Genomic DNA, 25,664 nt, shown 5'->3' on the forward strand with positions numbered 1-25,664 from the left:
AAAAGATATCAGAAAAATGCCTGAACAGTGAAAAACGGCTGAAAACGAGAAACACGAGGATGATCTAGGTATGAGAACCTCCACACCCCATCTATACGGAAAAACTTAAAAATATTTTCAATACCTATACCTGCCTCAAAATAAGGCTTAGATAAAGTATAAGTATATGTTGGAAAACTTGAAAAGGAGAGATTTTTTTGAGACATGGTACCAGCTAACCCTTTTACCCAAATTAATTCACGCCATTTTAACTTTTTTAACAAAGGAAAATAGTTTAAAAATAAACCATCGAATCGATGTATATAATAGAAACTAATCCAGGAATCTGAAATAAATTCAAAATAATTCATCATGTTGAAAGCCGTCTCATCGAGAAAATATGTTTCATTTCCAGGATGAATAAAGAGAAAAGGGTAAGGTAATCGTCCAAAAATTTTTCCAGCTTCAATGATATACTTTGACCAACCCAAGTTTCCAACATTAAACCAATCATTCCATGAAAATTGTAACTTATGATAAGAAAAATCTCCATGAAATAAATCTTTCACACCACGACTGTATTGAAATTGAATAATTGGAAAAGTAGATCCCATGCTCATCCGGTTAAAATCGTTATATAGAAACTTCTCTTTATAAGCAAGACGTAGGACAAAAGTGATTTCGCTGTTAGTTAAGTTTTCTTGAGTACCCTCCAAAAATGAAAAAGGTTGATTGTCGAGAGAAAAAATTTCTCTGTTCACAAAACGAAAAGTGGTCATAAATCCTGGAAACCACTCGTATTCGTTTTGTAAACGCCATTGATTGACCATGGTTAGTTTGCTCAATGACTGACGAGTGAAAAGCGTTGCAAGTATGAAATCTTCTCTGAAACCAGAAGGACTAATTCCAAGTTGTTCATAATCATGCTTATAATTAAAACTGAGCGTACGACGAGGATTTTTCTTAAAAACATATAAAAATCCACCGGCATACTTAAAATCCTTGTCTTTTGTCCCGTAAGCTGAATAAGCCCATAGTCGCAATTTCTTAGAAAAATTTGGAGAAGTACGTCCGCCCACACGCATACGTGTTCCTTCTATGGCATTAAAACTTACAAGAGAAGCATAGGGGCCTATTTCAACATAAAGCAATGGATAGAAACCACTTGAAAAAGTCTGGACGAGATTGTAGTAAAATTTAAAAACCGGATGTTTTTTAAGACTGTCGACCATTGAATAAATTTGTTTTTCACGAGCTGATAACGTATCAGGTCTTATTTTGTCCCAGTATTCAGAAGATTTTTCCATGAAATCTGGCAAAAAAATAACTTTATTAGGGTTGAGATAAAATTCGTCTTCACGAGGCTGCCCAATGACATAATTTCGATAATATGTATTTTTTCGTGCAAAAAAACCAGAAATTATTTTTTGATTATTCTGAAAAAGATTAAAATCAACAATAACTTGCTCACGAGTAGGGACCCATACAGATGAATCTTGAATGGCGGTAAAATGTTGCTGAATAAAAAGTGCGTTGATAAAATTGATATTTGCCTCAGAAGAAATTTTCATTTCAACTTTTTTAATGGCATAAGATGGGGTGGCCACCCAAAACGTACCACTAAAAGTCAATTCTTGCTCTCTCCGGGGTTTGAACATAATTTTATAACACCAAATACTATCTACATACATACTATCAACCAGGTAGTATTTGTAATACAATTGTGCCACATCAGCAATGGGGGAAACAAAATTTTTATCCAAAATAGTAATGAAATTATCGTAAATATTAATTTCCTGATACATGTTTCCGAGAAACTGAGAGACACTCTGATTTTCTATACCGGATATCTTAACAGCTTCTATGAATTCCCGCTTTGATCGTGGAAAATAACGATAATATAGTTTCGAAACACTTTCGGAAATGAAAAGAGGAAGATAAACTGTTCCATTCTCCAACGAAGTATCAGCATAATCTAACACCCATTCAAACGGTTTAAGAAGGCGTGGACTTTTCTTTTCATTATTGATGTTATTAATGTCAACTTCAAGTTTGTTGTATACTTCGACTTCGTAAAAACGTATTCGTTCGAATGAATTTCTTTTTTTGTTTGCTAAAACTTTTTTAAGAATTGGTATGGCTGGATTTTCGCCTGGAAGAATGACAACTTCCTTGAGCATATAATCGGTAGGCACTAAATATATGGTTATTTCCTGAAATTGCATTTTAATTGGAACTAACTTCTTTTTGTATCCTAAATAACTTACAACCAAAGTATCGGCATTGACAGAAGTTTCGATTCTGAAATCGCCATCGAAGTCAGTAATGGCACCCACATTAGTTCCTTTAAGCATGACATTAGCAAAAGGAATAGGATCTCCTGTTAGTGAATCACGTACATGACCAAGGATGCGAATGGTTTGACCCTGCATCAACATGTAAACCCCTATTCCCCATAAAAAAAATAAATATCTCATTTTCTATGGAATAAGTTACAACAAAGTTAAAACAAAAAAAATTTCCATTATTCATCGCGATAAACGGTTTATTTCTTATAAATCCTAATTTACTTACATTATTTTAAACCTTCAAAATATTATTAAGCAACATGATAGCATGATTGAATAAAACCTAGTTTCTCCACTTCAAGCATATACTTATGCTTTCCGATGCATGGAGATTAGTACTTTCCCACTGTGGCAAAGAAAGCATCAGCTTAATTATACATTCATGGTGTACCATCTAATTGCTTTCTGAGCATAAGAGGACAAATCACAGAATCGCATAAAGGATGTATACTAAAACAGGTGTAAACATAATTTCAATTGATTCACTTCATTATTCTTATTTAATAACCCTGCCGCATTAGCTAAAGTTTCCATTAAAGAGTATAATGCCTTACAGAGATCTATCGCAAAATCTCGACTATATTTCATTTTTTTAACTAACGAAAAAAATTTTCCTCACCAAAACTCAAAATTTGTTCATACTTTCGCACAAAAAATGTATAGATCACATACTTGTGGGGAATTACGTCTAAAGGATGTAGGAAAAAAAGTAGTATTGGCTGGATGGGTTCATCACATTCGATCTTTTGGGAATTTTATTTTTATTGATTTACGTGATCATTACGGTACCACACAACTGGTTTTCTTGCCCGAAATTAACGAAGTCCTTTTCGAAGAAGCCAAAAAACTGGGACGAGAATTTGTCATTCAAGTCGAAGGAAAGGTAAGAGAAAGAATTAATAAAAATCCTCACCTTCCCACAGGCGACATTGAGGTGGAAGTGATTTCTCTCAGAGTTCTTTCAGCCGCTCAAACCCCGCCTTTTACCATCGAAATCGATACAGATGGAAACGAAGAATTGAGACTCCGATACAGATATTTGGACCTACGTCGTAAACCTCTTCATGATGCCATGGTTTTCAGGCACGAGGTTGCTCTTGAAATAAGAAATTACCTTTCAAACCAAGGTTTCATAGAAATAGAAACTCCATTTCTGATACGTAGTACACCCGAAGGAGCTCGTGACTTTGTTGTACCTTCACGTTTACATCCTGGACATTTCTATTCTCTTCCGCAATCTCCTCAGCAGTACAAACAAATTTTAATGATTGCTGGATTTGACAAATATTTTCAACTCGTTCGCTGTTTCAGGGATGAAGATCTGAGAGCTGACCGTCAACCAGAATTTACTCAGATCGACTGTGAAATGGCATTTGTAGATCAAGAGATTGTAATGCAGACTTTCGAACAAATGATAAAACATCTTTTTAAACGTATTTTAAATATTGATCTTGAAGATTTTCCAAGAATTCCATATGAAATTGCTATGCGGAAATATGGAACTGATAAACCTGACTTACGATTTGACATGCAGCTTATAGAAATTACTGATGTAGCAAAAGGACAACAATTTCTCATTTTTGATCAAGCAGATCACATCATTGGGTTAGTTCTCCAAGGACAAGCTCAACTACCCAGAAAGAAAATTGATCAGTTAAACGATTGGACAAAGCGTCCACAAGTAGGCGGTAAAGGTTTTGTGTGGATCAAATGGAATGAAGACGGAAGTTTCAAGTGCTCAGTATCAAGTTTTTCAGAAGAATTTATCAGAACAATATTAGAAAAAATTAGTGCGAAACCTGGTGACATTGCTTTTCTTTTTGCCGGAAGTTATCCCGATGTTTTCAAAGTAGCTGGGAGCCTACGATTACACCTTGCCCAAGAATTTGATCTCATACCAGAAAAATCTTATAAAGGGATATGGATAACAGATTTTCCTTTGCTTGAATGGGATGAAGAAGAACAACGCTTCGTTGCCATGCACCATCCTTTCACTTCACCACGACAAGAAGACGAGCATCTTTTGGAAATAGATCCTGCCCGAGTAAAAGCCAATTCGTACGACATGGTTATCAATGGCGTGGAAGTCGGCGGAGGGAGTATTCGAATTCACGACGCTGCACTTCAAGAAAGAATGTTCAAAGCGCTAGGACTTTCTAAAAAAGATATAGAAGAACAATTTGGTTTTTTTCTAGAAGCATTTCAATACGGTGTTCCGCCTCATGGTGGTATTGCTTTTGGTTTTGATCGCATTATTTCACTGATGCTCAACACTCCTTCCATACGTGATGTGATTGCTTTCCCTAAAAATAATGCTGGAAAAGAACTCATGAGCAATGCTCCTTCCCCTATTTCAGAACGACAACTTAAGGAACTTCATATTGCTATTTCGAATCAAAAAACATAATGCTTATCATCTTAAACCAATAGCCCACTGGTTTTTTGTACTTTTGTGATTCAAAAAATCATTCCATCATGATACGAATTACATTACCTGATGAAAAAACACTTGAGTTTGAAGTTCCACCAACTGGTGCAGACATTGCATTAAGATTAAGCCAAAAACTACATAATGAAGCTCTTGCCATTAAAGTAAACGATGAAGTATGGGATCTTACACGTCCTATCCCTTTTGATGCTAAGGTTTGCATTCTCACTTGGGATGATGATGAGGGAAAAGCCACCTTTTGGCATTCATCAGCACACCTCATGGCCGAAGCAGTTGAGCAACTCTTTCCCGGAGTTAAATTTGGGATAGGTCCCGCTATCGAAAACGGTTTTTACTACGATATTGATTTTCAGCAATATCAAATCAGCGAAGCTGATTTGACCAGTATTGAAACTCGAATGCTGGAGCTTGCCAAACAGAATCAAACATTCAAACGCAAAGAAGTAAGCAAGCATGATGCTATCAATTATTTTACTCAAAAAAACGATCCTTACAAATTGGAATTAATAGAGGACTTGGAAGATGGACAAATAACTTTTTATGAATCTGGTACATTTGTAGATCTATGTCGAGGGCCACATTTGTCAGATACCTCTAAAATCAAAGCTGTTAAGTTGCTTAATATTGCTGGTGCTTATTGGCGAGGCGACGAAAAAAGGCCTATGTTAACTAGAATTTACGGTATTACCTTTCCCAAAACTTCCATGCTTGAAGAATTTTTAAAACAATTAGAAGAAGCCAAAAAACGCGACCATAGGAAGCTTGGGAAAGATTTGGAAATTTTCATGTTTAGTCAACGCGTAGGTTCTGGTTTACCACTTTGGCTACCGAAAGGAGCCATCATTCGTGAAAGGTTAGAACAATTTCTTAAAAAAATTCAACGTCGTTATGGTTACCAACAAGTGATCACTCCTCATATTGGGCAGAAAGAGCTATACATCATTTCAGGACATTGGGAAAAATATGGAAAAGATTCTTTCAGACCTATAACAACACCAAATGAAGGAGAAGAATTTCTCCTCAAGCCTATGAACTGTCCTCACCATTGCGAAATTTACGCCAACAAACCCCGCAGTTATAGAGATTTGCCATTACGATTGGCAGAGTTTGGTACTGTATATCGCTACGAACAAAGTGGTGAATTGCATGGGCTCACACGAGTACGTGGTTTTACGCAAGACGATGCCCATATCTTTTGTACCCCTGATCAATTGAAAGATGAATTTAAAAAAGTAATTGAAATAGTTTTATATATTTTTAAAACTTTAAAATTTTATGACTATCAGGTACAAATTTCCACTCATGATCCTAACAACCGTGAGAAATATATCGGTAGTCCGGAGAACTGGGAGAAAGCTGAAAAAGCAATAATTGAGGCAACTCAAGAAATGAACTTATCAGCTGTTGTTGTTCCCGGAGAAGCTGCTTTCTACGGTCCAAAACTAGATTTTATGGTTAAAGACGCCATTGGTCGTAAGTGGCAATTAGGTACTATTCAAGTAGATTATAATCTTCCTGAACGTTTCGAACTTGAATACATTGGACAGGATAATCAAAAGCATCGTCCTGTTATGATTCATCGTGCACCCTTTGGGTCTATGGAGCGTTTCGTTGCTGTGCTTCTCGAACATACCGCAGGAAACTTTCCAGTGTGGTTAGCTCCCGTACAAGTTTCTGTTTTACCTATCAGCGAAAAATTTGTTTTGTTCGCAAAAAAAGTTATATCTTTGCTGCAAGAAGAAAATATTGCCTGTGAATTGGACGACAGATCCGAGAAAATCGGTAAAAAAATACGCGATGCAGAATTGCAAAAAATCCCTTTCATGCTTATTGTGGGAGAAAAGGAAGAAAAAGAAGGAAAAGTATCTGTTCGTCGTCATGGTTTAGGAGATATGGGAAGCATGAAGGTAGAGGATTTCATTTCATTTTTCAACAATCTTCTCCAAGAAGAATTAATGTCATGAATGTTCAACCAAAAATATAGGAGGATACAGCCATAGCACCACAAGTACCAACAGGAAAAAATAAAAAAATTCACAGATTAGAAGATGAATATAGAATCAATGAGGAAATAAAAGCACCAGAGGTGAGACTTGTAGGAGATAATGTTCAGAATGGAATTTACCCTATTAAAGAAGCTCTAAGAATAGCAGATGAGTTAGGCTTGGATCTTATAGAGATTGCTCCACAAGCTAATCCTCCAGTATGCAAAATACAAGATTTCAGTAAATTCATTTATGAAAAAAAGCGTAAGCTCAAGGAACAAAAAGCTAAAACTGTTCAGGTTACTGTTAAAGAAATACGACTTTCTCCTAATATTGATGACCATGATTTCGAATTTAAACTTAAGCATGCCATCAACTTTTTAAAGGAAGGAAATAAAGTGAAAGTGGATGTCTTTTTCAAGGGAAGAACTATTTTATATCAAGATCGTGGTGAAATGATTTTGCTTAAATTTGCAGACGCTTTATCCGAATATGGAAAAGTAGAAAGTCTTCCAAAATTGGAAGGAAAAAGAATGATCATGATTATTGCACCCAGAAAATAAAAACGAACTGATATGCCCAAATTAAAAGTAAAGTCAAGTGCTAAGAAACGTTTTAAAATTACAGGTACAGGAAAGATTATGCGCAAGCATGCTTTTAAAAGTCACATCCTGACCAAAAAAGAAAAGAAAAGAAAAAGGAATTTGACGTATTTTACGGTTGTGGATAAAGCTAATATTCCTGCCGTAAAAGACATGTTGTTAATGTAAAACCATGTTTCGGCTCCAAAAGTGTTCACTAGAACCGCCGAACATCAAATGAAAGGAGGAAAAAGCTATGCCAAGGGCAGTTAATCATGTAGCATCGAGGGAAAGAAGAAAAAAAATTCTTAAGCGTACCCGTGGATATTGGGGAAGAAATAAGAACGTCTGGACAGTTGCAAGGAACCGTTGGGAAAAAGGCCTTACTTATGCTTATCGCGACCGAAAAACAAAAAAACATAATTTTCGACGATTGTGGATTGTTCGTATTAATGCAGGTGTTAGACCCTTTGGTCTTTCTTATTCCGAATTTATGGGTAAACTTCAAAAAGCTCAAATTCAACTCAATCGAAAAGTATTGGCTGACCTAGCCATGAATGAACCTGAAACATTTAAAGCCGTTGTCGAAGCTGTAAAATAAATGTAAATTTTAAATTTATATAAGCATAAAGCCTAGAAAAAGTGGGTTTTATGCTTATAAGTTTTTTTCATGAAAATTATTAGTTTTCCCTCACTCGTATATCAAAAGATATTTCAATAATTAGAACCAGTGAATAAATAAAAAGAAACTTCAATTTTATAGTGCTTGGCAATTCAATACAATTACTACCAGTAGGATAGTACAACAATCATTTTAACGACGATTAAGAAAAGAATGCACCACACCCCCAGAAGAATATATTCCACTCACTAAAATACTGCTCTACTGTCGCACAAAAGATAATATCTTATCTCGACTACGCCCTAACTTTTGCCCATTGCGTATTCATAGAGCATTAATTTTTCATATCTCTATATTTCACCGAAAAAAGATCAACAAAGCTGAGAGTTTATATAAAAATGAAATGAATGACTCAAGATGCTAAAGGACTGTTGCTAATACCTTAAAAAGGTTATTTTTTATTTTACAAATAACTATACTCTTTTTCTATATCTCAAAAGAAGTTTTTGGTATATTTGTCTTTGTTGAGTACTCACATGATACTTGGGAAAAAAGTTATTGTAGTCATGCCTGCTTATAATGCTGAAAAAACATTACAACTCACTTATGCTGAAATTCCACACGACATGGTGGATGAAGTCATCCTTGTGGATGATGCTAGTCAGGATAGAACCATCGAGGTGGCTCACAACTTGGGCATTCGACATATTATTCGCCATGAAAAAAACAAGGGATATGGAGGGAATCAGAAGACTTGTTACGACAGGGCTCTTGAATTAGGCGCGGATATTATTGTCATGCTTCACCCTGATTACCAATATACGCCCAAACTTATACCCAGCATGATATATACGATAGCCCAGGGAGTTTATCCAGTTGTTTTTGGATCACGTATACTCGGAAACGGTGCCTTAAAAGGGGGTATGCCTTTATACAAATACGTTTTTAATCGCCTTCTTACATGGATTCAAAATCTGATTATGGGGAAAAAACTTTCTGAATATCATACCGGTTTTCGTGCTTACTCGGCAGAGGTACTCAAAAAAATACCATACCATCTCAACAGCGATGATTTCGTATTCGATAATCAAATTATTGCTCAAATTTTCATGGCCGGATATGATATTGCAGAAATAACTTGCCCGACTTATTACTTTCCTGATGCTTCCAGTATAAATTTCTCAAGAAGTGTCCGTTATGGTCTGGGTGTGCTTAAAACTGCGATACAGTATAGACTTCATAAGTGGAAATTAGTTAAGATCTCCTATTTGCAGATTAAATAAAACTTATTTTTGCAAGAAAAATGGGAATTACCGAGTGGATTGTAGGTGTTGCAGTGCATTTGATTTCTGTCACAGGCTACGTAGGAGTATTTGTTTTAATGGCGATGGAAAGTATGTTTTTTCCTGTCCCGAGCGAAGCTGTTATGCCATTTGCTGGTTTCAACATCTCGGACGGAACGATGCACTGGTGGGGGGTTTTGGTTGCTTCAACCTTAGGAAGTATTGTTGGGTCATCCTTAAGTTATGCTATTGGCTATTGGGGTGGAATTCCTCTTGTTAAAAAATACGGACGATATTTTCTGATTGAAGAAAAACACCTCCAACTCACCGAAAGGTTTTTTCAAAAATATGGTGCTATAACCATTTTTGTCTGTCGTTTTATTCCCGTCATTAGGCATGTGGTTTCCATCCCTGCTGGAACGGGCAAGATGAATTTTCTTACTTTTATTATCATGACCGCTATTGGTGCAACCATGTGGAATATGTTCTTGGCATGGGCAGGCTTTGAATTGCGCCAGCGCTGGTCTGAAATTATGCATTACAGCCACATCGTCGATCTTATCGTTCTTGCTGTCATTCTTTTAATCATCGCCTACTATGCGTACAAAATTGTAAAATCATACACGAAAAAATCATATGGAAATTAGCATTGAAATTTCTTATTATCCTCTTTCTGATAAATTTCTTGAAAGAATAGAAAACTTTATCCGAGCATTAAAAAAGTACCCCCACATTAAAACTGTAACTAATGGCATGAGTACTCAAATTTTTGGAAATTATGAAGAAGTCATGAACATAATTACGGTTGAACTTAAGAGAGCTATGAAAGAACCTCATGCTGTTTTTGTTATGAAAGTCATCAACGCGCGATGCGATAGTTATCCAAACATATGAATTATCTTCATGAAAACTGGTTTGAAATCGTCGCTGCTCTATTAGGTTTTGTTTCGATCTATCTTCAAATCAAACAACATCGCCTATACTGGCCTGTAAGTCTCGTTATGGTCATCATGTACATCGTAGTCTACATTCAAGCAAAACTTTTTGCTAATATGCTTTTACAGTGTTATTACGCAGGAGTTTCTGTTTATGGTTGGTATTATTGGTGGAGAGGAAATCCTAATAACAAGAATTCCTCCGTTCCTGCTAGTTGGATATCTAAAAAAGATTTAATCTTTTATGGTTTGTTCGCTGCGGGGACTTTTATAGCCTTAATTTATTTTCTTAATTACCATACCATCAGTGATGTTCCCTACTTAGATGCACTGACTACTGCTTTGAGTTTTACTGCTACATGGATGTTAGCTAGAAAAAAAATTGAAAATTGGCTTGTTTGGATTGTGGCGGATCTTATTTATGTTGGATTATATTTCTACAAAGGATTGTATCCAACCATGATCCTTTTCATGGCATTATGCATATTAGCTGTAGTTGGATATTGGACGTGGGTTAGAGACTTAAAATTATCCCATGAAGAAAAAAAACATTAAGATAGCTATTACAGGTCCCGAAAGTACTGGAAAAACATCACTTGCCCAACAATTGGCAGAATACTATCGTACAATATGGGTACCTGAATTTGCACGTGAATACCTGGACCGCCTCCAACGCCCTTATCAATACGAAGATATCCTTTACATTGCCCAACAGCAAATGAAGTTAGAAGATGAAGCTACCCTCAAAGCACCTCTTGTTTTTCTTGATACTGAGCTACTTGTAACGAAAATTTGGTGTGAATTTAAATATGGAAAATGCCATCAGTGGATCTTAGAAGAAATAAAAAAAAGAACATACGATCTCGTTTTATTGTGTTACATCGATATCCCGTGGGAATACGATCCGCAGCGAGAACACCCTCAACAACGAGAAGAACTATGGAATCTATATTACCATCAGATCTTTGAATACTACGAATCAGTTGAAATCATTCAAGGGCTCGGTTATGATCGTTTGCTTAATGCAATCCATGCTATCAGTAAAAGAATTCCTATGCTTACTAAATCGAATCGATAATTTAAAACATGTTTCGTGTTTGTGCTTGAAAAAAAACTATCTTTGTGTGACAATAAAGACATCAGCCTTATGAAGAAAAAAATAGCCATTAATGGTTTTGGTCGTATCGGGAGAATGTTGTATCGTGCCTTTGAGCGTTTTCCCGAAGATATTGAAGTGGTACTTATCAACGATCTGACAGAACCAAAGGTTTTAGCTCATTTAATGAAATATGATTCTGTTCACGGAAAATATCATGGAAAAATTGAATATGATGAGCAACACCTTATCTTAAATGACAAGAAAATTCCCGTCTTTGCTAAGAAAGACCCTGCAGAAATTCCTCATAAAGATTACGGTGTAGAAATAGTTGCAGAATGCACAGGTAAATTCAGAAAACGAGCTGACTTGGAAAAACACATAAAAGCTGGTGCTCAAAAAGTTGCACTAAGTGTTCCATCCGACAAAAAAGAAGATGTCGACGTTACTATTGTTTTAGGTGTGAACGATCACATGTTACTTCCCTCTCATATTTTCGTAAGCAATGCCAGCTGTACAACCAATTGTCTTGCTCCTGTCGTGAAAGTACTTCATGAAAATTTTGGAATTGAACATGGATTTATGAATACAATTCATGCATACACGAATGATCAAATTATTTTAGATGCTCCTCATAAAGATTTAAGAAGAGCTAGAGCTGCCGGGCTTTCTATTATACCTACAAGTACTGGAGCAGCTAAGGCCATTGGGCTAGTAATTCCTGAGTTAGCTGGCAAGTTGGATGGAATCAGTATGCGCGTACCTGTGCCAGATGGTTCCGTAGTAGACCTGACAGCCACTCTTAAAAAAACCACTACAAAAGAAGAAATTAACGCTGCTATGAAATATGCAGCCGAAAATGAACTTAAAAATATTTTACAGTACGTAGAAGATCCACTCGTAAGTGTCGACATCATAGGCAACCCCCACTCTTCTATATTTGATGCTTTACTTACTCAGGTGATCGACGGAAAAATCGTTAAAGTCATAGCATGGTACGACAACGAGTGGGGTTATTCTAATCGATTAGCTGAACTCATTGTCAAAATGTCCAAGTTATCATGATGCCCAAAATACTTATACTTCTGCTTATTTCTATTATTTTTCTTGCTGCAGCTTTTCTCTTTTTTGCAGTTAAGGTAATTTTCAAAAAAAATGGAGAATTTAGAAAATATTGTGCATCTTCGCTAAGTAAGGATGGCAAACCTATTCCTTGCCAGTGCGACGGACAAACAGAACATTGCCACCATGTCTGAATTTATTTACATTACTCGACGCGAAAGCTTTAATGCAGCTCATAGGCTTTTCAGAGAAGATCTCACCAATGAAGAAAATGAAAGAATTTTTGGTAAATGTTCAAATCCTTTGTGGCATGGACATAACTACACTTTATACGTAACAGTAAAGGGGAAAATTGATCCTAAAACTGGTATGCTAATGAATCTTAAAGACTTATCTCAACTCATCAGAGAAGAAGTTATTGAAAAAATCGATCACAAAAACATGAATCTAGAAGTACCATTTATGATGGGAAAACTTGCTTCGACAGAAAATTTAGCTATAGCAATTTGGAAGACTTTAAAATGTGCTTTAGAAAAAAAATACCCAAATGTAATGCTTCATAGCATAAAATTATTTGAAACGGAAAATAATGTAGTTGAATATTTTGGTGAATAAATAGCAATCGTATGAGTCCTGCTATGAAACATGAAAACCTTCTAGACAATTTTGTGGAAGGTTATACACGTATCGATCAATACGATGAAGAAACCATCGAGAAATTGAGTTTTCATTACAAAGAAATTTTAAGACTTATTGGGGAGGATCCAGAAAGAGAAGGTTTGCGTCGGACGCCTGAACGTGTTGCTAAAGCTTTGCAATTTTTAACTCACGGCTACTACGCCAATCCCGAACAAATCCTCAAATCGGCAATGTTTAGAGAGGATTACCGTGAAATGGTAATTGTAAAAGACATAGAAATTTATAGCATGTGCGAACATCACATGTTACCATTTTTCGGTAAAGCCCACGTAGCTTACATTCCAAATGGATATCTGGTAGGTCTCAGCAAAATCCCTCGTGTTGTTGATGCTTTTGCTAGAAGGTTACAAGTACAAGAAAGACTTACAACACAAATAAAGGACTGTATCCAGAAAACACTTAATCCTCTTGGCGTAGCTGTGGTTATTGAAGCTCATCATCTTTGTATGATGATGCGAGGCATTCAAAAACAAAACAGTGTTACGACTACTTCTGACTTTACCGGTGCCTTCAAAAGGGCTGAAACCCGTGCTGAATTCATGCACCTGATTGGGGTCAACTTACATCATTAATCTTTGGTATAGGATCCACATGAACTGTTACTTCCATGTCGTATTGCTGCTTTAGTTTATTTTCCAAATGATTAGCTACAGCATGAGCCTCATCCAAAGATATGTGTCCTTGAAGCCTGATGTGAAAAGTCAATTCCTTATGTTTCCCATAAGTGTGCAAATGAAAATGATGAGGGTAGACATTCTCTGGATAAACATCCGCTATAGTTTGCTTTAATTTTTCAAGTACTTGTTCTGGAATTTCTTCTCCGAGCAGCTTTTGTATAGATCTAGCTGTTATATCGTAGGAAACATAGAATAAAATTATTGCAATCATTGCACCCAGTACATTGTCTATCCACCACACGTAACTTTGAAGAAAAATTCCAGCAAGGACGACGACCGAAGATAATGCATCACTCCTGTGATGCCATGCATCAGCTCTTACAGCTTCATTATCTGTTTTACGAGCAACATAAAAAGTATACTGAGCCATGGCTTCTTTAGCAACAATTGAGAATATAGTTACAATGATAGCAGACAGTCCAAAATTAGCCTGTTCATGGTGTATCATCCTTTCGTAGCTAGTACGAAGAAAATCATAAGCAACAATGGAAAGAATGAAAGCAATGAAGATGCCAACGATATTTTCGAGTCGGCCAAATCCAAAGGGATATTTTTTAGTTGGGGGTCTGTTAGAAAAAAACAAACCTACCATTAAAACTATAGAAGATAGACTATCACTTAGTGTATGCCATGCGTCAGAAACAAGAGCAACAGAGTAAGACTGCTTACCTACAATGAATTTTATGACAAACAAAAGAACATTAATAGTTATAGACAAAAAAGCTGCTCCTTGAGCGAGCTTATATCTTTTCTGCTGAAAATTTTGATCCATTCTTAGGATCCTGCTTTTTCAATTTGCTTGACACTGACTATAGAGCGATCATTACGAGTCTTTTTAAAATAAACGATACCGTCCACGAGAGCAAATAATGTATGATCTTTACCCATTCCTACGTTTTCGCCCGGATAATGTTTTGTGCCTCGCTGTCGGACTATGATATTACCTGCTTTGGCAAATTGACCGCCGTAGATCTTTATACCTAACCGTTTGCTTTCAGATTCACGACCGTTCTGGGTACTTCCCATTCCTTTCTTGTGTGCCATAACGCCCTATTTTATTCTGTTGAAGAAGATTCCTCTGATTTTCTTGTGGAATTTTTCTTTGTTGTTTCAACTACTATTTCTTTTTCATTTTGCAAGAAAGAAATTATTTCAAGTTTTGTAAGGTATTGACGATGACCATTTAATTTCTTATAACCTTTACGCCGTTTCTTGTGAAAAACCAGTACTTTGTCTCCTTTTAAATGTTCAAGCACTCTTGCCCGAACAATGGTTTTCTCAACATAGGGTCTACCAATTTCAATTTCTTTATCTTTATTGAGCAAAAGAACCTGAGGTATATCAACGATTTGACCTACTTCTGAATTCATTCGATTAACGTATAAAATAGAGGATGGAGCTACCCTATACTGAGTTCCTTCTAATTCAATAATAGCAAACATATTCGCCTCGTTTTATAGGTTTGCAAAGTTATAAAAAATTTAATAATCAAATATTATTTTTTCCAGCGTAAGGTATTGATAATTTTTTCTATATCTTGAATAGTTCTTTCAATAAAAGGACTGATGGAATCATTGTTAGGAACATGTTCAAAATAAAGTGCACCTCTTAAATAATGCTTCGTACTATCACTTACATAAAATTGAAAAGGTGAAGCTACAGTTTGACCTTCTATGTGGTAAGTCATTCCAAACATTTTTTTGTCGTAGCTCAAGATAGGATTTTCAATGATGTTATTAGCTTTTTGAATATGCTTATATACAAAATCTCTTGCATCTTCGGCCAATTGAGGAAAATTACCCCTTACAGGACGATAGCTTAAATTTACTCGAGCTTTAAAAACAGGAAATACTAAATCCCACCAAAAAGCTGTGGGTTCCTTGGAAGTTTTTTTCTCAAAATATGCATAATTCGGGATGGAGCAAGTAAAAAAAGGAATAGAATCGATGAAGACCCATTTTTCCTGAGGTAACTGCAACCTAAAATAGCCATATGGCTTAGGAAAAATCTGAGGTGTTTTCTTGCATCCAAATCCTAACATGGCAAGTATGATGAAAATGAAGTATAAAACATTAATCTTTGTTGTCTTCATGTTGAATAGTCATCTTTACATTTCCAATTCGATAATCAAACATGCTCAAAACGGTAAAAGTGACATTCTTAAAAGGAATGATTTGATTTTTAGAAGGAAAATCTCCGTTAAGAAGAAGTAAAACCCCAGCGAGAGTCTCTACTTCCTCATCCATACCATCAAAAAAATCATCAGGAAAATGAGTAATTTTTAAAAAATCATGGAGAGGAATTTTAGCATCAAAAATGTAGGTATCATCATCCACTTTTTTGGCATAAATTTGATCACTTTCCTGATCATGTTCGTCGTCAATTTCTCCTACTATTTCTTCTAGAATATCCTCCATCGTAACCAAGCCACTCGTGCTTCCGTATTCATCTACGACAATAGCCATATGAATTTTTCTTTGCTGAAAACTGATAAGTAATTTGGAAAGTTTGAGGTTTTCAGGTACAAAAAAAGGTTCTCGTATCTTACTTTTCCAATTTGCTTGATTTTCTGGCAATAATGAAATAAGATCTTTCAGATAAATGACACCTATAATGTTATCTAGATTATCCTCATAGACTGGAAAACGAGAATAACCTGCGTTAATCATCAAACGAAGAACATCTTGAAAAGACCATGTGGCATTTATAGCAACAATATCCAAGCGAGCTCGCATTACATCACTTACTTCAAGATCTCTGAAATTCAGTACACCCTTTATCCACTGACGTTCAACTTCTTCTTCCTTATTGTCCATTTCAGCATGGGCTATAGCTTCTCCAATGTCGTGTAAGGAAATTACATCTTTTTTCCCCAGCCGGTCTGAATAATGTTTTCGTGAAAACGGGAAAAAGAAAAAAAAGAGTCTTATCCCCCACTCAAGAGGTAAAAGCAAGAAAAAAGACATTTTAAAGCACATCAATGCATTTGATCTCAAAAAGAAAAAAGGAATCCATTCAAGAAATATAAAGTACAATACTAAGGATGCCGTAAAAACATACAATATCAAGTATTCGTTTAACTCAAAAAAAATAGTCATAAGAAATAGAATATTAAGAAGCCCAGCAATAATAAAAACCAACTTCAATATGTTAAATGAAATGAGCAAAAAAACGGGTTCTTGAACAAATTTTCGTGCTAAAGCATCGAAAAAACCAAGTTTTTTCCCTTCAAAACTTTGTAAATTAAGCCGAAAAAAGCCATTTTCAGATATACGTAACAAACTAAGAATAAGCAATATAAAACTAAGGCTCAGGGTTGCTAAAAAAAATTCCATGTTTTTTAGATACTAAAAAGGCAAATCGTCATCTTCAGAACCGAAATCTTCTAATAATTGATCATTCTGAGCTGAAATATCATCATTGGTGGATTTACCGTAGTTTTCTGCTTGAGCCATGGCAGTAGCTCCATCTTGTTTATTTCCTAGCAAAATAAGGGAATCTACCAATATTTCTGTAATGCGTCTTCTAACATTGTCTTTGTCATCGTATTCCCTATAGCGAATTCTGCCTTCAACAAGAAGTGGAGACCCCTTGCGGACAAAACCTTCTACAATCTCCACCAGATTGCCCCACACCACAATATTGTGCCATTCAGTATTTTCTTTGATGAGACCATCTCTATCTCTGTATCTGTCGGTAGTAGCCAGTGAAAAAGTAGCCCTTTTTCTTCCATCAAAAGATTGAATTTCAGGATCACGTCCGACATTACCTGCTAAAATTACTTTATTAAATCCCTTCATAAGTTATACATTTGATGATAAAATTGCCTTTACTATTTCGGAAAGCATTTTATTATCCACTTGACCAGCCATTTCTTGGAGTGCTACGCTCATGACTTTACCCATGTCTTTCATCGACGTAGCACCTACTCGTTGCACAATGTCCTTTACGCGTGCTTCAATTTCTTCCTTTGAAAGCATGGCGGGCAGATAGGATTTAATGATTTCTGCCTGAAACATTTCTTTCTCATACAGGTCATTTCTTCCTTCGTTTTTGAAGATTTCAGCGGCTTCCAAACGTTGTTTGAGCAAGCGTTGCAATATCTGCAGTTCTTTCTCTCGGGAGATGTCTTTAGAGCCAGAGGCTTTCTCTAGTAATAAGGCTGCTTTGATGGCTCGCAATGCTTCGAGCTTTCGATGGTTTTGATTCTTCATTTCCTGCATGATATCCTTACTTACCTGATCTATCAACGACATGGTTGCATTATTTTAAAATATGATCGATAATATACTTAACAATTTGGACGGCATTGGTAGCAGCACCTTTACGAAGGTTATCTGCAACGATCCAAAGGTTAAACGTATTTTCACGAAATGGATCTTGACGTACACGACCTACAAACACTTCATTGCGATCTTTAGCGTAGAGAGGCATAGGATAAACATTATTTATGGGATCATCCTGCAGGACTACTCCCGGGGTTTCAGCAATTAATTGTTTGAACATTTCAAGGGAGCAAGGAGAACGTAATTCAACGTTGACCGATTCTGAATGCCCTCCAATGACAGGAACCCGAACTACTGTAGGTGAGACCTCTATGCTTGAATCTTGAAAAATTTTTCTTGTTTCATGAATAAGTTTTTCCTCTTCGGTGGTATAACCGTTAGGTAAAAACTTACCTGCATGTGGTAAGCAATTCATATCAATAGGGTATGGGTATGCTTTTTCAACCATTTCTTGGTTGCGCTCTCCCATGAGTTGTCTTACAGCTGCCATACCAGTTCCTGTTACACTTTGGTATGTTGAAACAACAATTCGACGTATGCCGCAAATCTGATATATGCGAGAGAGAGTTAGTACCATCTGAATTGTCGAACAATTCGGATTGCTAATAATTCTAGTATCTGTATTAATCAAATGTGCATTAATTTCAGGAATAACAAGGGGAATATTTTCATGCATTCGCCAATAAGAACTATTGTCCACTACGAAACATCCCTGCTCAGCAAACCTTGGTGCATAATCAGCCGACACTTCAGACCCTGCAGAAAATATGGCTATATCTGGTTTTTCTACCAAAGCCGTTTCAATATCCCTTACTATAAGGGGTTCTTTGTTGAAAAAAATTTCACTTCCTACAGATCTGGCAGATGCTACGGGAATAATCTTCTCAAAAGTCAAGTTGTAGTCATTCAACACTTCAAAAACTTCTCTTCCCACCAGACCTGTAGCACCTACGATGCAAAGCTTCATAACTTATTTTATGCAAATGTACATTAATTTTTTGCAATTTTATATGTGCAAAAAATCGACTTGTAACATTGAAACAAACTATCCATTTATTTATCCAAGTTTTTAAAAACTACGTATATTTATTTCATGAAACTGAAATTCTTTATTGCCTTTCCATTATTATTGATTTCCACCATGTCGGCAAAATGTCAGTCTATGCAAAATAACACCCGTGAAATTGTATTACCTCTCCCTCGTAAAACAGGAAACATGAGTGTTGAAGAAGCTCTATTCAAGCGAAGATCAATAAGACACTACAAGAATGATTCTCTAACCTTGGAAGAAGTTTCGCAAATTCTTTGGGCAGCCTACGGGGTTACGGAAGGCCGCAAAAAAACATGTCCTTCAGCTGGGGCTACATACCCTCTTGTCATTTATCTTTTGGCAGGCGAAGTTCAATCGCTTCACACCGGTCTTTATCGTTATGATCCATACACTCACTCCATCAAATTACTTATCCAGAAAGATCTTAGAAAATCACTTACTGAAGCATCTTTACAGCAAGATTATATTTTACACGCGCCTGCTAGTATTATCATTGCAGCCGATTTCCAGAAAACTATGCGTTATTATGGTCAAAGAGGAGAACGTTATGTCTACATGGAAGTAGGTCATTGCGGGCAAAACATTCATTTGCAATGCGAAGCACTTCAGATGGGAACTGTAGTCATCGGAGCCTTCGATGATGCCGACGTAAAAAAATTATTGCAAATCAAAGAAGAACCTATGTACATCATGCCAATTGGGAGAAAACCATGAACCAATATTTATTACTTCTAATTTTAGATTTTTTTTTCATAATCTTTCATACCCTTTTGATTGCATTTAATTTGTTTGGTTGGATGTTCAAAAAAACTAGGTTTCTAAATTTTCTGACACTACAAGCCACTGCTTTCTCGTGGTTTATTTTAGGAATATGGTATGGCTGGGGCTATTGCTTTTGCACAGACTGGCATTGGGAAATTCGTTATGCCTTAGGAAAACCGATGCTAGAAAGTTCCTATACGGCTTTTCTATTTAGAAGCATTACGGGAATTCAAGTACCTTCTTTCATCATGGATATGATTACTTTAATCGGATTTCTCATTGCGTATGGTATCAGCACATATCTTCAGGTAAGAAAATGGATCTTAAAGGCTAAGATGTTAAAACAACAAACAAAAGGTTAATCGGTTGATTATTTTGAATATTGCAAAGCATTTACTTTTTTTAATATTGATCGCAAAAAGCAAGCGTTATGCGTTTCAACATTTATTTGCTTACCATCGAATTAATATTTTCAGCATACTTAAGTGCCCAGAAACTAAAAATAAAGCAAGGAGATTTGCTTTTTCAGTATATTGATTGTGGAGCTTTATGTGATGCTATCAATAGAGTAACACCAAGCTTCCAAGGACGTCACTTTAATCATGTTGGTATTGTTGTGAAAACAGACTCCGGCTATAAAATTCTCGAGGCCGTTAGCAAAGGTGTTTGCCTGACACCTCTTGAAGATTTTATTGAACGATCTGGAAAAGAGAATATCCTCAGAGGCAGAGTGCCAAGAAAATATCGTCACCACGTTTCCAATTTTTTACATTACCTGAAGAAACCTTACGACACGATATTTCTTCTCAACAATGAAGCATATTATTGCAGTGAATTAGCTTACGAACTTTTTCGGGATAGAAAAGGAAAACATTTCTTTCACATATATCCCATGACCTTTAAGGACCCTCTCACACAAACCACAGACTCAGTATGGATTCAATATTTCAAAAAAATGAACGTAGCTATTCCCGAAGGAGAGCCCGGTTTAAGTCCCGGCTCAATGTTAAACGAAAAAAAAATAAAAATTAAAAAATCTTTATTTTTTTGAAATATTAATGCTACCTTTGAAAAAAAATGAAAAAGATTTCGATTTTTCTTATTCTGTGGTACTTGGGAAAATTTTTTGCATTATGCCAAAATGTTGGGATTGGAGATTTAATATTTGTACCCGACCCATCAGCACTCCTAGAACTACGCTCAACATCCAAAGGTCTTCTTATTCCACGAGTATCACTTCAATCTACCACTGATATAATTACGGTTCCAACACCTGCTGAAGGATTGCTAATTTACAATATTGCAACTATCAACAACGTCACTCCTGGCTTTTACTATTGGAATGGTACGGAATGGGTGCGTTTCAACACTGGTACAGGTGGTGTTTCTAACCCAGCATGGGAACTAGCGGGCAACGCTGGAACTAATCCTGCTCAACACTATGTGGGTACATCCGATTTGAAAGGGCTTAATATAGCAACCAACGCTACACCACGTATTATGATCTCCGATTCAGGTAATATTCGCTTTTTAGGAAGGTTCGTAAATCAATTTGGTACCAAAGTGGGCATTCCGTGTACTACTAACGTTAGCAATCCTGCTCCAGGAGGATGGGTAAGTGCTCCTACTTTAAATCTTCCTACCAATGTGGGGGGTGTAACTACTAGGGAAAATTCTCAATCTCTAGTAGATTATAATGATGTTAATCGCGCTTGTGTCATTCATGGTACCACTAAGTCTATTGTTCTTACAGATAGTCTTCAAAGGGAAAAAGCTGTTTTATTAATTTTGGGAAATGTTTCCATTCGTACCTTGAACGCAGCATCACTTCCTAACGCCCTTCGTTTTCACATATGGCTTCAACGCTCTAACGATAATTTTTCAACTCAGATTCAAAACGTATGGAAAACTGAATCGGCCATAGCAGCAGGAAATGTTTTAGGTAGTGATAATGTAGGAACTGGTAACATAACTGTTCCTATATTATATCTTGAGGATAATTTACCCCCAGGAACTTATACTTATCGTTTGGTATTCCAAGGAGGAAATTATGGTACGGGTGGTGGAATAGTTAATTTTGAAGCGTTGGACAGAACTCTTATCATACTTAAGATAAAGCAATAACGTCTACGTTTTAAAAATTTCGTAGGTTTGCAAAAAAAATGAAAGCTTACGTTTTCCCTGGGCAAGGTGCTCAACATCCTGGAATGGGTAAAGATTTGTACGATAAATTTTCGATTGCTAAAGATTATTTTCATAAAGCTAACGAAATTTTAGGTTTTGACATTACTGCTATCATGTTTGAAGGTAGCGAAGATGATTTGAAACAAACGCGTATTACGCAGCCTTCTATTTTTCTCCATAGTGTCATCTTGACCTATTGCCTAGAAAATTTTAAACCCGACATGGTAGCCGGACATTCACTAGGGGAATTTTCCGCACTGGTTGCTGCCAAAGCTTTAAGTTTTGAGGATGGTTTACGGTTGGTTTATGCAAGGGCTCTTGCTATGCAAAAAGCTTGCGACCTTCAACCCAGTACCATGGCGGCAGTGCTTGGACTGGATGACCAACAAATTGAAGAAATTCTTCAAAAAATCACCGACGAAGTAGTCGTTGCTGCTAATTATAATAGTCCTGGTCAAGTAGTTATTTCTGGTTCAATTTCTGGCATCGAAAAAGCTTCTGAGCTATTAAAAGAAGCTGGAGCTAAAAGAGTTCTTCCTCTTAAAGTGGGCGGTGCATTCCATAGCCCACTCATGGAACCAGCAAGAGTCGAACTAGCTGAGCAAATTGAAAAAACAACGTTTCAGACTCCCATATGCCCCATATATCAAAACGTAACTGGGCTACCATATACACATCCTGACATCATTAAAAACAATCTTATTCTTCAGCTAACATCACCTGTAAGATGGACCCAAACCATCCAAAATATGGTACGCGATGGGGCAGAAGAATTTATCGAAGTGGGTCCCGGCAACGTCTTACAAGGTCTGATCAAAAAAATCTCTCCAGAGGTTATTGCCTTTTCTGCTAGTATCTAAAACATAAGGAATATGAAACTAAAAGATATCGTAGCTATCGGTGGTAAACCAGGTTTATATAAGATAGTAGTCAATACTAAAAGCAATATGATTGTTGAAAGCCTCATCGACAAGAAACGCATACCTGTGTTCCCCAACCAACGTATTTCAGCACTTGATATGGTAAGTATCTATACGACCGATGGTGATATTCCTTTAAAAGATGCTTTTAAAATGGTATATGAAAAGAAAAAAGATAAAATCCACCTCCCCTCAAAAATAGATAAACAAGTACTTTTTACTACTATGGACGAATTGTTGCCAGGATGGGACAAACAAAGGGTTTATCCCAATGACATAAAAAAATTCATCACTTGGTACAACATTTTGTTTGATGCTGGTTTTGATTTTATAAACGAAGAAAACGAGGACCAACAACAAACCCCTCTCTCCAATGAATCTAACCCCTAAACATCAGGCTTCATTAATTCTTGTCTCCAACACAGCCATAACTGAACAATATCACTTACTACAATTTCTAGTTCCCGATGGTGTCAACGAAATTCCACGCCCAGGTCAGTTCGTTCAAATCCGAGCAAAAGATAATGCTAAAGTTCTGTGGAGAAGGCCTTTTTCGGTTCATGATTATAACGATGATTTACATCTGATAGAAATACTGGTAAAAATTATTGGTGAGGGCACTCGTTCTATCGCTTCTTACAAGCCAGGTGATGAAGTAGATACGCTATTCTACCTTGGGAATTGGTTTGATCCACCTCAAGAAGGAGATCGGGTTTTATTTGTCGCAGGAGGTGTTGGAATAGCACCTCTACATTTTGCCATCAAATCGTGGAGCTCACCCCAAGTTTCATTGTCACTTTTATACGGTGTAAAAACCAAAAGAGAAATATTAAGAATTGATGAAATAAAAAATCAACTAAGTCAGATTGAAATCATGACTGATGATGGTTCTTTTGGAAAAAAGGGATTGCTCATCGAACATCCTTGGTTAAATTCAAACAAAATAGAGTTCAATAAAATATATGCTTGTGGACCTGAACCTGTTTTAAAATGGTTAGTGAAACGTTTTAAAACTATACGTGAAATAAAAGTACAAGTATCTCTCGAACATACCATGGCTTGTGGTTTTGGTGTTTGCTTGGGATGCATCGTAAAAACAACATACGGAAATCTACGTACCTGCATTGAAGGTCCTGTGTTCAATATTCATGATTTAAGCTATGATTGATTTAAGTGTAAAGCTTGGTAATCTTGAATTAATAAACCCTATCTTAACAGCCAGTGGTACTTTTGGATATGGTTTTGAATTTGACGATTTCATCAATATCAATGAATTAGGCGGATTTATTACTAAATCGGTCACACTTAATAAGAGAGAAGGTAATCCTTACCCTCGAATTGCAGAGACTCCCTCTGGTATGCTTAACTCCATTGGACTTCAAAACAAAGGACTTAAATATTTTATCAGTGAAATATATCCTATACTTACCAAATATAAATGCAAGATTTTTGTCAATGTAGCTGGATCCAGCTTGGAAGAATATATTCAAGTTGCAGAGGAGTTGAACGAACTTTCAAAAGTAGATGGTATCGAGTTAAATGTTAGCTGTCCCAATGTCAAAGAAGGAGGGATTGCTTTCGGAATCAATGAAGCCATGCTTACTCAGGTGGTAAGAGAAGTAAGAAAAGTTTACAGCAAACATCTCATGGTTAAACTCTCTCCTAATGTTACAGACATTAAGGTTTTCGCTAAAATAGCAGAGAACGAAGGAGCAGATTCTATTTCAGTCATAAATACATTGCTTGGAATGATGGTAGATGTAAAAACTAAAAAACCTCTTTTGGCCACCATTACAGGAGGTCTTTCAGGTCCAGCCATTTTGCCCATTGCATTAAGAATGGTTTATGAATGTAGCAAAGCGGTTAAGATCCCTATTGTAGGAGTTGGCGGTATATCAAAAGCAGAAGATGTGATTGCCTTCCTTTTATGTGGAGCTACAGCTGTGCAGATCGGCACCATTAACTTTGTGGATCCTACTGCCAGTATCAAAATACTTAATGGTATATTGTCTTATTGTGAATTGCAAAACATTGAGCGAATAAGAGATCTCGTAGGGAAATTAGAAAAATAAAAAAAACGGCATAAAGCCGTTTTTAATGATAAGACGGGCAGCGACATACTCTCCCGCTGGACGCAGTACCATCTGCGCTGATGGGCTTAACGACTCTGTTCGGAATGGGAAGAGGTGAGCCCCATCGCTATAGCCACCCTAATTTCTTTATTTTGACATAACAGCGAAGGAAACATAAGAAAATCCATCCTCTCATTAAGAAAGTTTCGGGCTATTAGTACTGCTCGGCTTTGCCATTACTGGCTTTAGACCTGCAGCCTATCGACGTCGTAGTCTTCGACGGCCCTTAAAGGAACCCTCATCTTGGAGCAGGCTTCGTGCTTATATGCTTTCAGCACTTATCCATTCCACACATAGCTACCCAGCGGTGCAGCTGGCGCCACAGCTGGTACACTAGAGGTGTGTCCATCCCGGTCCTCTCGTACTAAGGACAGCGCTCCTCAAGGTTCCAACGCCCACCACAGATAGGGACCGAACTGTCTCGCGACGTTCTGAACCCAGCTCACGTGCCACTTTAATCGGCGAACAGCCGAACCCTTGGGACCTTCTCCAGCCCCAGGATGTGACGAGCCGACATCGAGGTGCCAAACCCCCCCGTCGATGTGAGCTCTTGGGGGGGATCAGCCTGTTATCCCCAGCGTACCTTTTATCCTTTGAGCGATGGCCCTTCCAT

Annotated in this window: 31 protein-coding genes and 2 rRNA genes; 22 read left to right on the forward strand and 11 right to left on the reverse strand. The window is 36.8% G+C overall.

The window, feature by feature from the left end:
• Positions 1-8: 8 nt before the first annotated feature.
• Complete coding sequence (locus tag N2Z72_03315) at positions 9-2,456, reverse strand: DUF5686 and carboxypeptidase regulatory-like domain-containing protein (protein MCX7696708.1); 2,448 nt, start codon at positions 2,454-2,456, stop codon at positions 9-11.
• 526 nt (positions 2,457-2,982) lie between these two features.
• On the opposite strand from N2Z72_03315, the gene aspS reads away from it, so the two are divergent.
• The 14 genes from aspS to folE all read left to right on the forward strand — a co-directional run bounded on the left by aspS (position 2,983) and on the right by folE (position 13,611).
• Complete coding sequence (aspS, locus tag N2Z72_03320; GenBank protein ID MCX7696709.1) at positions 2,983-4,734, forward strand: aspartate--tRNA ligase; 1,752 nt, start codon at positions 2,983-2,985, stop codon at positions 4,732-4,734.
• Positions 4,735-4,802: 68 nt separating this feature from the next.
• Positions 4,803-6,740, forward strand: coding sequence for a threonine--tRNA ligase (gene thrS, locus N2Z72_03325; protein MCX7696710.1), 1,938 nt, complete (start codon positions 4,803-4,805; stop codon positions 6,738-6,740).
• A 68-nt stretch (positions 6,741-6,808) separates the two neighbouring features.
• Positions 6,809-7,324 (forward strand): translation initiation factor IF-3, encoded by a 516-nt coding sequence (gene infC, locus N2Z72_03330; protein ID MCX7696711.1) that lies wholly within the window; start codon positions 6,809-6,811, stop codon positions 7,322-7,324.
• Positions 7,325-7,336: 12 nt separating this feature from the next.
• Positions 7,337-7,531 (forward strand): 50S ribosomal protein L35, encoded by a 195-nt coding sequence (gene rpmI, locus N2Z72_03335; GenBank protein MCX7696712.1) that lies wholly within the window; start codon positions 7,337-7,339, stop codon positions 7,529-7,531.
• 67 nt (positions 7,532-7,598) lie between these two features.
• Positions 7,599-7,943: a 50S ribosomal protein L20 gene (gene rplT / locus N2Z72_03340; protein ID MCX7696713.1), complete on the forward strand. Its 345-nt coding sequence runs from the start codon at positions 7,599-7,601 to the stop codon at positions 7,941-7,943.
• Positions 7,944-8,530: 587 nt separating this feature from the next.
• Entirely contained in the window at positions 8,531-9,247 is a 717-nt protein-coding gene (locus N2Z72_03345) for a glycosyltransferase family 2 protein (protein ID MCX7696714.1), read from the forward strand.
• 20 nt (positions 9,248-9,267) lie between these two features.
• Positions 9,268-9,894 (forward strand): DedA family protein, encoded by a 627-nt coding sequence (locus tag N2Z72_03350; GenBank protein ID MCX7696715.1) that lies wholly within the window; start codon positions 9,268-9,270, stop codon positions 9,892-9,894.
• Positions 9,884-10,141 (forward strand): hypothetical protein, encoded by a 258-nt coding sequence (locus N2Z72_03355; GenBank protein MCX7696716.1) that lies wholly within the window; start codon positions 9,884-9,886, stop codon positions 10,139-10,141. The genes N2Z72_03350 and N2Z72_03355 overlap by 11 nt, the downstream gene beginning before the upstream one ends.
• Positions 10,138-10,737, forward strand: coding sequence for a nicotinamide riboside transporter PnuC (gene pnuC, locus N2Z72_03360; protein MCX7696717.1), 600 nt, complete (start codon positions 10,138-10,140; stop codon positions 10,735-10,737). Before N2Z72_03355 ends, pnuC begins: the two co-directional genes overlap by 4 nt.
• Positions 10,718-11,260: an ATP-binding protein gene (locus tag N2Z72_03365; protein MCX7696718.1), complete on the forward strand. Its 543-nt coding sequence runs from the start codon at positions 10,718-10,720 to the stop codon at positions 11,258-11,260. Before pnuC ends, N2Z72_03365 begins: the two co-directional genes overlap by 20 nt.
• Before the next feature lie 69 nt (positions 11,261-11,329).
• Complete coding sequence (gene gap / locus N2Z72_03370; protein ID MCX7696719.1) at positions 11,330-12,343, forward strand: type I glyceraldehyde-3-phosphate dehydrogenase; 1,014 nt, start codon at positions 11,330-11,332, stop codon at positions 12,341-12,343.
• The gene (locus N2Z72_03375; GenBank protein ID MCX7696720.1) at positions 12,340-12,534 is read left to right on the forward strand and encodes a hypothetical protein; all 195 of its coding nucleotides are present in this window, start codon (positions 12,340-12,342) and stop codon (positions 12,532-12,534) included. The genes gap and N2Z72_03375 overlap by 4 nt, the downstream gene beginning before the upstream one ends.
• Entirely contained in the window at positions 12,527-12,955 is a 429-nt protein-coding gene (locus N2Z72_03380; protein ID MCX7696721.1) for a 6-carboxytetrahydropterin synthase, read from the forward strand. Before N2Z72_03375 ends, N2Z72_03380 begins: the two co-directional genes overlap by 8 nt.
• Before the next feature lie 23 nt (positions 12,956-12,978).
• Positions 12,979-13,611 (forward strand): GTP cyclohydrolase I FolE, encoded by a 633-nt coding sequence (gene folE, locus N2Z72_03385; GenBank protein MCX7696722.1) that lies wholly within the window; start codon positions 12,979-12,981, stop codon positions 13,609-13,611.
• On the opposite strand, the gene N2Z72_03390 is transcribed toward folE, so the two are convergent.
• From N2Z72_03390 to N2Z72_03425, 8 genes are read right to left on the reverse strand one after another with little or no spacing between them, the layout of a single operon-like run.
• Positions 13,595-14,488 carry a cation diffusion facilitator family transporter gene (locus tag N2Z72_03390; protein MCX7696723.1) on the reverse strand — a complete coding sequence of 298 codons (894 nt, stop codon included), beginning with the start codon at positions 14,486-14,488 and terminating at the stop codon, positions 13,595-13,597. The two genes, folE and N2Z72_03390, sit on opposite strands and share 17 nt — an antisense overlap.
• A 2-nt stretch (positions 14,489-14,490) precedes the next feature.
• Positions 14,491-14,760, reverse strand: coding sequence for a 50S ribosomal protein L27 (gene rpmA / locus N2Z72_03395; protein ID MCX7696724.1), 270 nt, complete (start codon positions 14,758-14,760; stop codon positions 14,491-14,493).
• Positions 14,761-14,771: 11 nt separating this feature from the next.
• The gene (rplU, locus tag N2Z72_03400) at positions 14,772-15,158 is read right to left on the reverse strand and encodes a 50S ribosomal protein L21 (GenBank protein MCX7696725.1); all 387 of its coding nucleotides are present in this window, start codon (positions 15,156-15,158) and stop codon (positions 14,772-14,774) included.
• A gap of 53 nt (positions 15,159-15,211) precedes the next feature.
• On the reverse strand, positions 15,212-15,808 hold the full coding sequence (locus tag N2Z72_03405; protein MCX7696726.1) for a gliding motility lipoprotein GldD: 597 nt from the start codon (positions 15,806-15,808) through the stop codon (positions 15,212-15,214).
• Positions 15,789-17,051, reverse strand: a complete 1,263-nt coding sequence (locus tag N2Z72_03410) for a CBS domain-containing protein (protein MCX7696727.1) — start codon at positions 17,049-17,051, stop codon at positions 15,789-15,791. The genes N2Z72_03405 and N2Z72_03410 overlap by 20 nt, the downstream gene beginning before the upstream one ends.
• Before the next feature lie 12 nt (positions 17,052-17,063).
• Positions 17,064-17,516: a single-stranded DNA-binding protein gene (ssb, locus tag N2Z72_03415; protein MCX7696728.1), complete on the reverse strand. Its 453-nt coding sequence runs from the start codon at positions 17,514-17,516 to the stop codon at positions 17,064-17,066.
• Between the two features lie 3 nt (positions 17,517-17,519).
• On the reverse strand, positions 17,520-17,972 hold the full coding sequence (locus N2Z72_03420) for a GatB/YqeY domain-containing protein (GenBank protein MCX7696729.1): 453 nt from the start codon (positions 17,970-17,972) through the stop codon (positions 17,520-17,522).
• A gap of 7 nt (positions 17,973-17,979) precedes the next feature.
• Positions 17,980-18,969 (reverse strand): aspartate-semialdehyde dehydrogenase, encoded by a 990-nt coding sequence (locus tag N2Z72_03425; GenBank protein MCX7696730.1) that lies wholly within the window; start codon positions 18,967-18,969, stop codon positions 17,980-17,982.
• Between the two features lie 126 nt (positions 18,970-19,095).
• On the opposite strand from N2Z72_03425, the gene N2Z72_03430 reads away from it, so the two are divergent.
• The 8 genes from N2Z72_03430 (at position 19,096) to N2Z72_03465 (ending at position 24,991) form a co-directional block, all read left to right on the forward strand.
• Positions 19,096-19,767, forward strand: coding sequence for a SagB/ThcOx family dehydrogenase (locus N2Z72_03430; GenBank protein MCX7696731.1), 672 nt, complete (start codon positions 19,096-19,098; stop codon positions 19,765-19,767).
• The gene (locus N2Z72_03435) at positions 19,764-20,177 is read left to right on the forward strand and encodes a DUF2784 domain-containing protein (protein MCX7696732.1); all 414 of its coding nucleotides are present in this window, start codon (positions 19,764-19,766) and stop codon (positions 20,175-20,177) included. The genes N2Z72_03430 and N2Z72_03435 overlap by 4 nt, the downstream gene beginning before the upstream one ends.
• A gap of 68 nt (positions 20,178-20,245) precedes the next feature.
• Positions 20,246-20,866, forward strand: coding sequence for a YiiX/YebB-like N1pC/P60 family cysteine hydrolase (locus N2Z72_03440; GenBank protein MCX7696733.1), 621 nt, complete (start codon positions 20,246-20,248; stop codon positions 20,864-20,866).
• A gap of 26 nt (positions 20,867-20,892) precedes the next feature.
• Positions 20,893-21,939, forward strand: coding sequence for a hypothetical protein (locus N2Z72_03445; GenBank protein ID MCX7696734.1), 1,047 nt, complete (start codon positions 20,893-20,895; stop codon positions 21,937-21,939).
• Positions 21,940-21,977: 38 nt separating this feature from the next.
• The gene (gene fabD / locus N2Z72_03450; GenBank protein ID MCX7696735.1) at positions 21,978-22,859 is read left to right on the forward strand and encodes an ACP S-malonyltransferase; all 882 of its coding nucleotides are present in this window, start codon (positions 21,978-21,980) and stop codon (positions 22,857-22,859) included.
• Positions 22,860-22,871: 12 nt separating this feature from the next.
• Positions 22,872-23,309 carry a DUF5606 domain-containing protein gene (locus tag N2Z72_03455; protein ID MCX7696736.1) on the forward strand — a complete coding sequence of 146 codons (438 nt, stop codon included), beginning with the start codon at positions 22,872-22,874 and terminating at the stop codon, positions 23,307-23,309.
• Complete coding sequence (locus N2Z72_03460; protein ID MCX7696737.1) at positions 23,293-24,087, forward strand: dihydroorotate dehydrogenase electron transfer subunit; 795 nt, start codon at positions 23,293-23,295, stop codon at positions 24,085-24,087. Before N2Z72_03455 ends, N2Z72_03460 begins: the two co-directional genes overlap by 17 nt.
• Positions 24,080-24,991 carry a dihydroorotate dehydrogenase gene (locus N2Z72_03465; GenBank protein MCX7696738.1) on the forward strand — a complete coding sequence of 304 codons (912 nt, stop codon included), beginning with the start codon at positions 24,080-24,082 and terminating at the stop codon, positions 24,989-24,991. Before N2Z72_03460 ends, N2Z72_03465 begins: the two co-directional genes overlap by 8 nt.
• A 32-nt stretch (positions 24,992-25,023) precedes the next feature.
• Here N2Z72_03465 and rrf read toward each other — a convergent pair.
• Positions 25,024-25,132: ribosomal RNA gene (gene rrf / locus N2Z72_03470) — 5S ribosomal RNA — on the reverse strand.
• A gap of 53 nt (positions 25,133-25,185) precedes the next feature.
• Positions 25,186-25,664, reverse strand: a 23S ribosomal RNA gene (locus N2Z72_03475); the annotation flags it as partial.

The sequence above is a fragment of the Bacteroidales bacterium genome, assembly GCA_026418905.1.
In the GTDB taxonomy this organism is placed as follows: Bacteria; Bacteroidota; Bacteroidia; order Bacteroidales; family DTU049; genus JAOAAK01.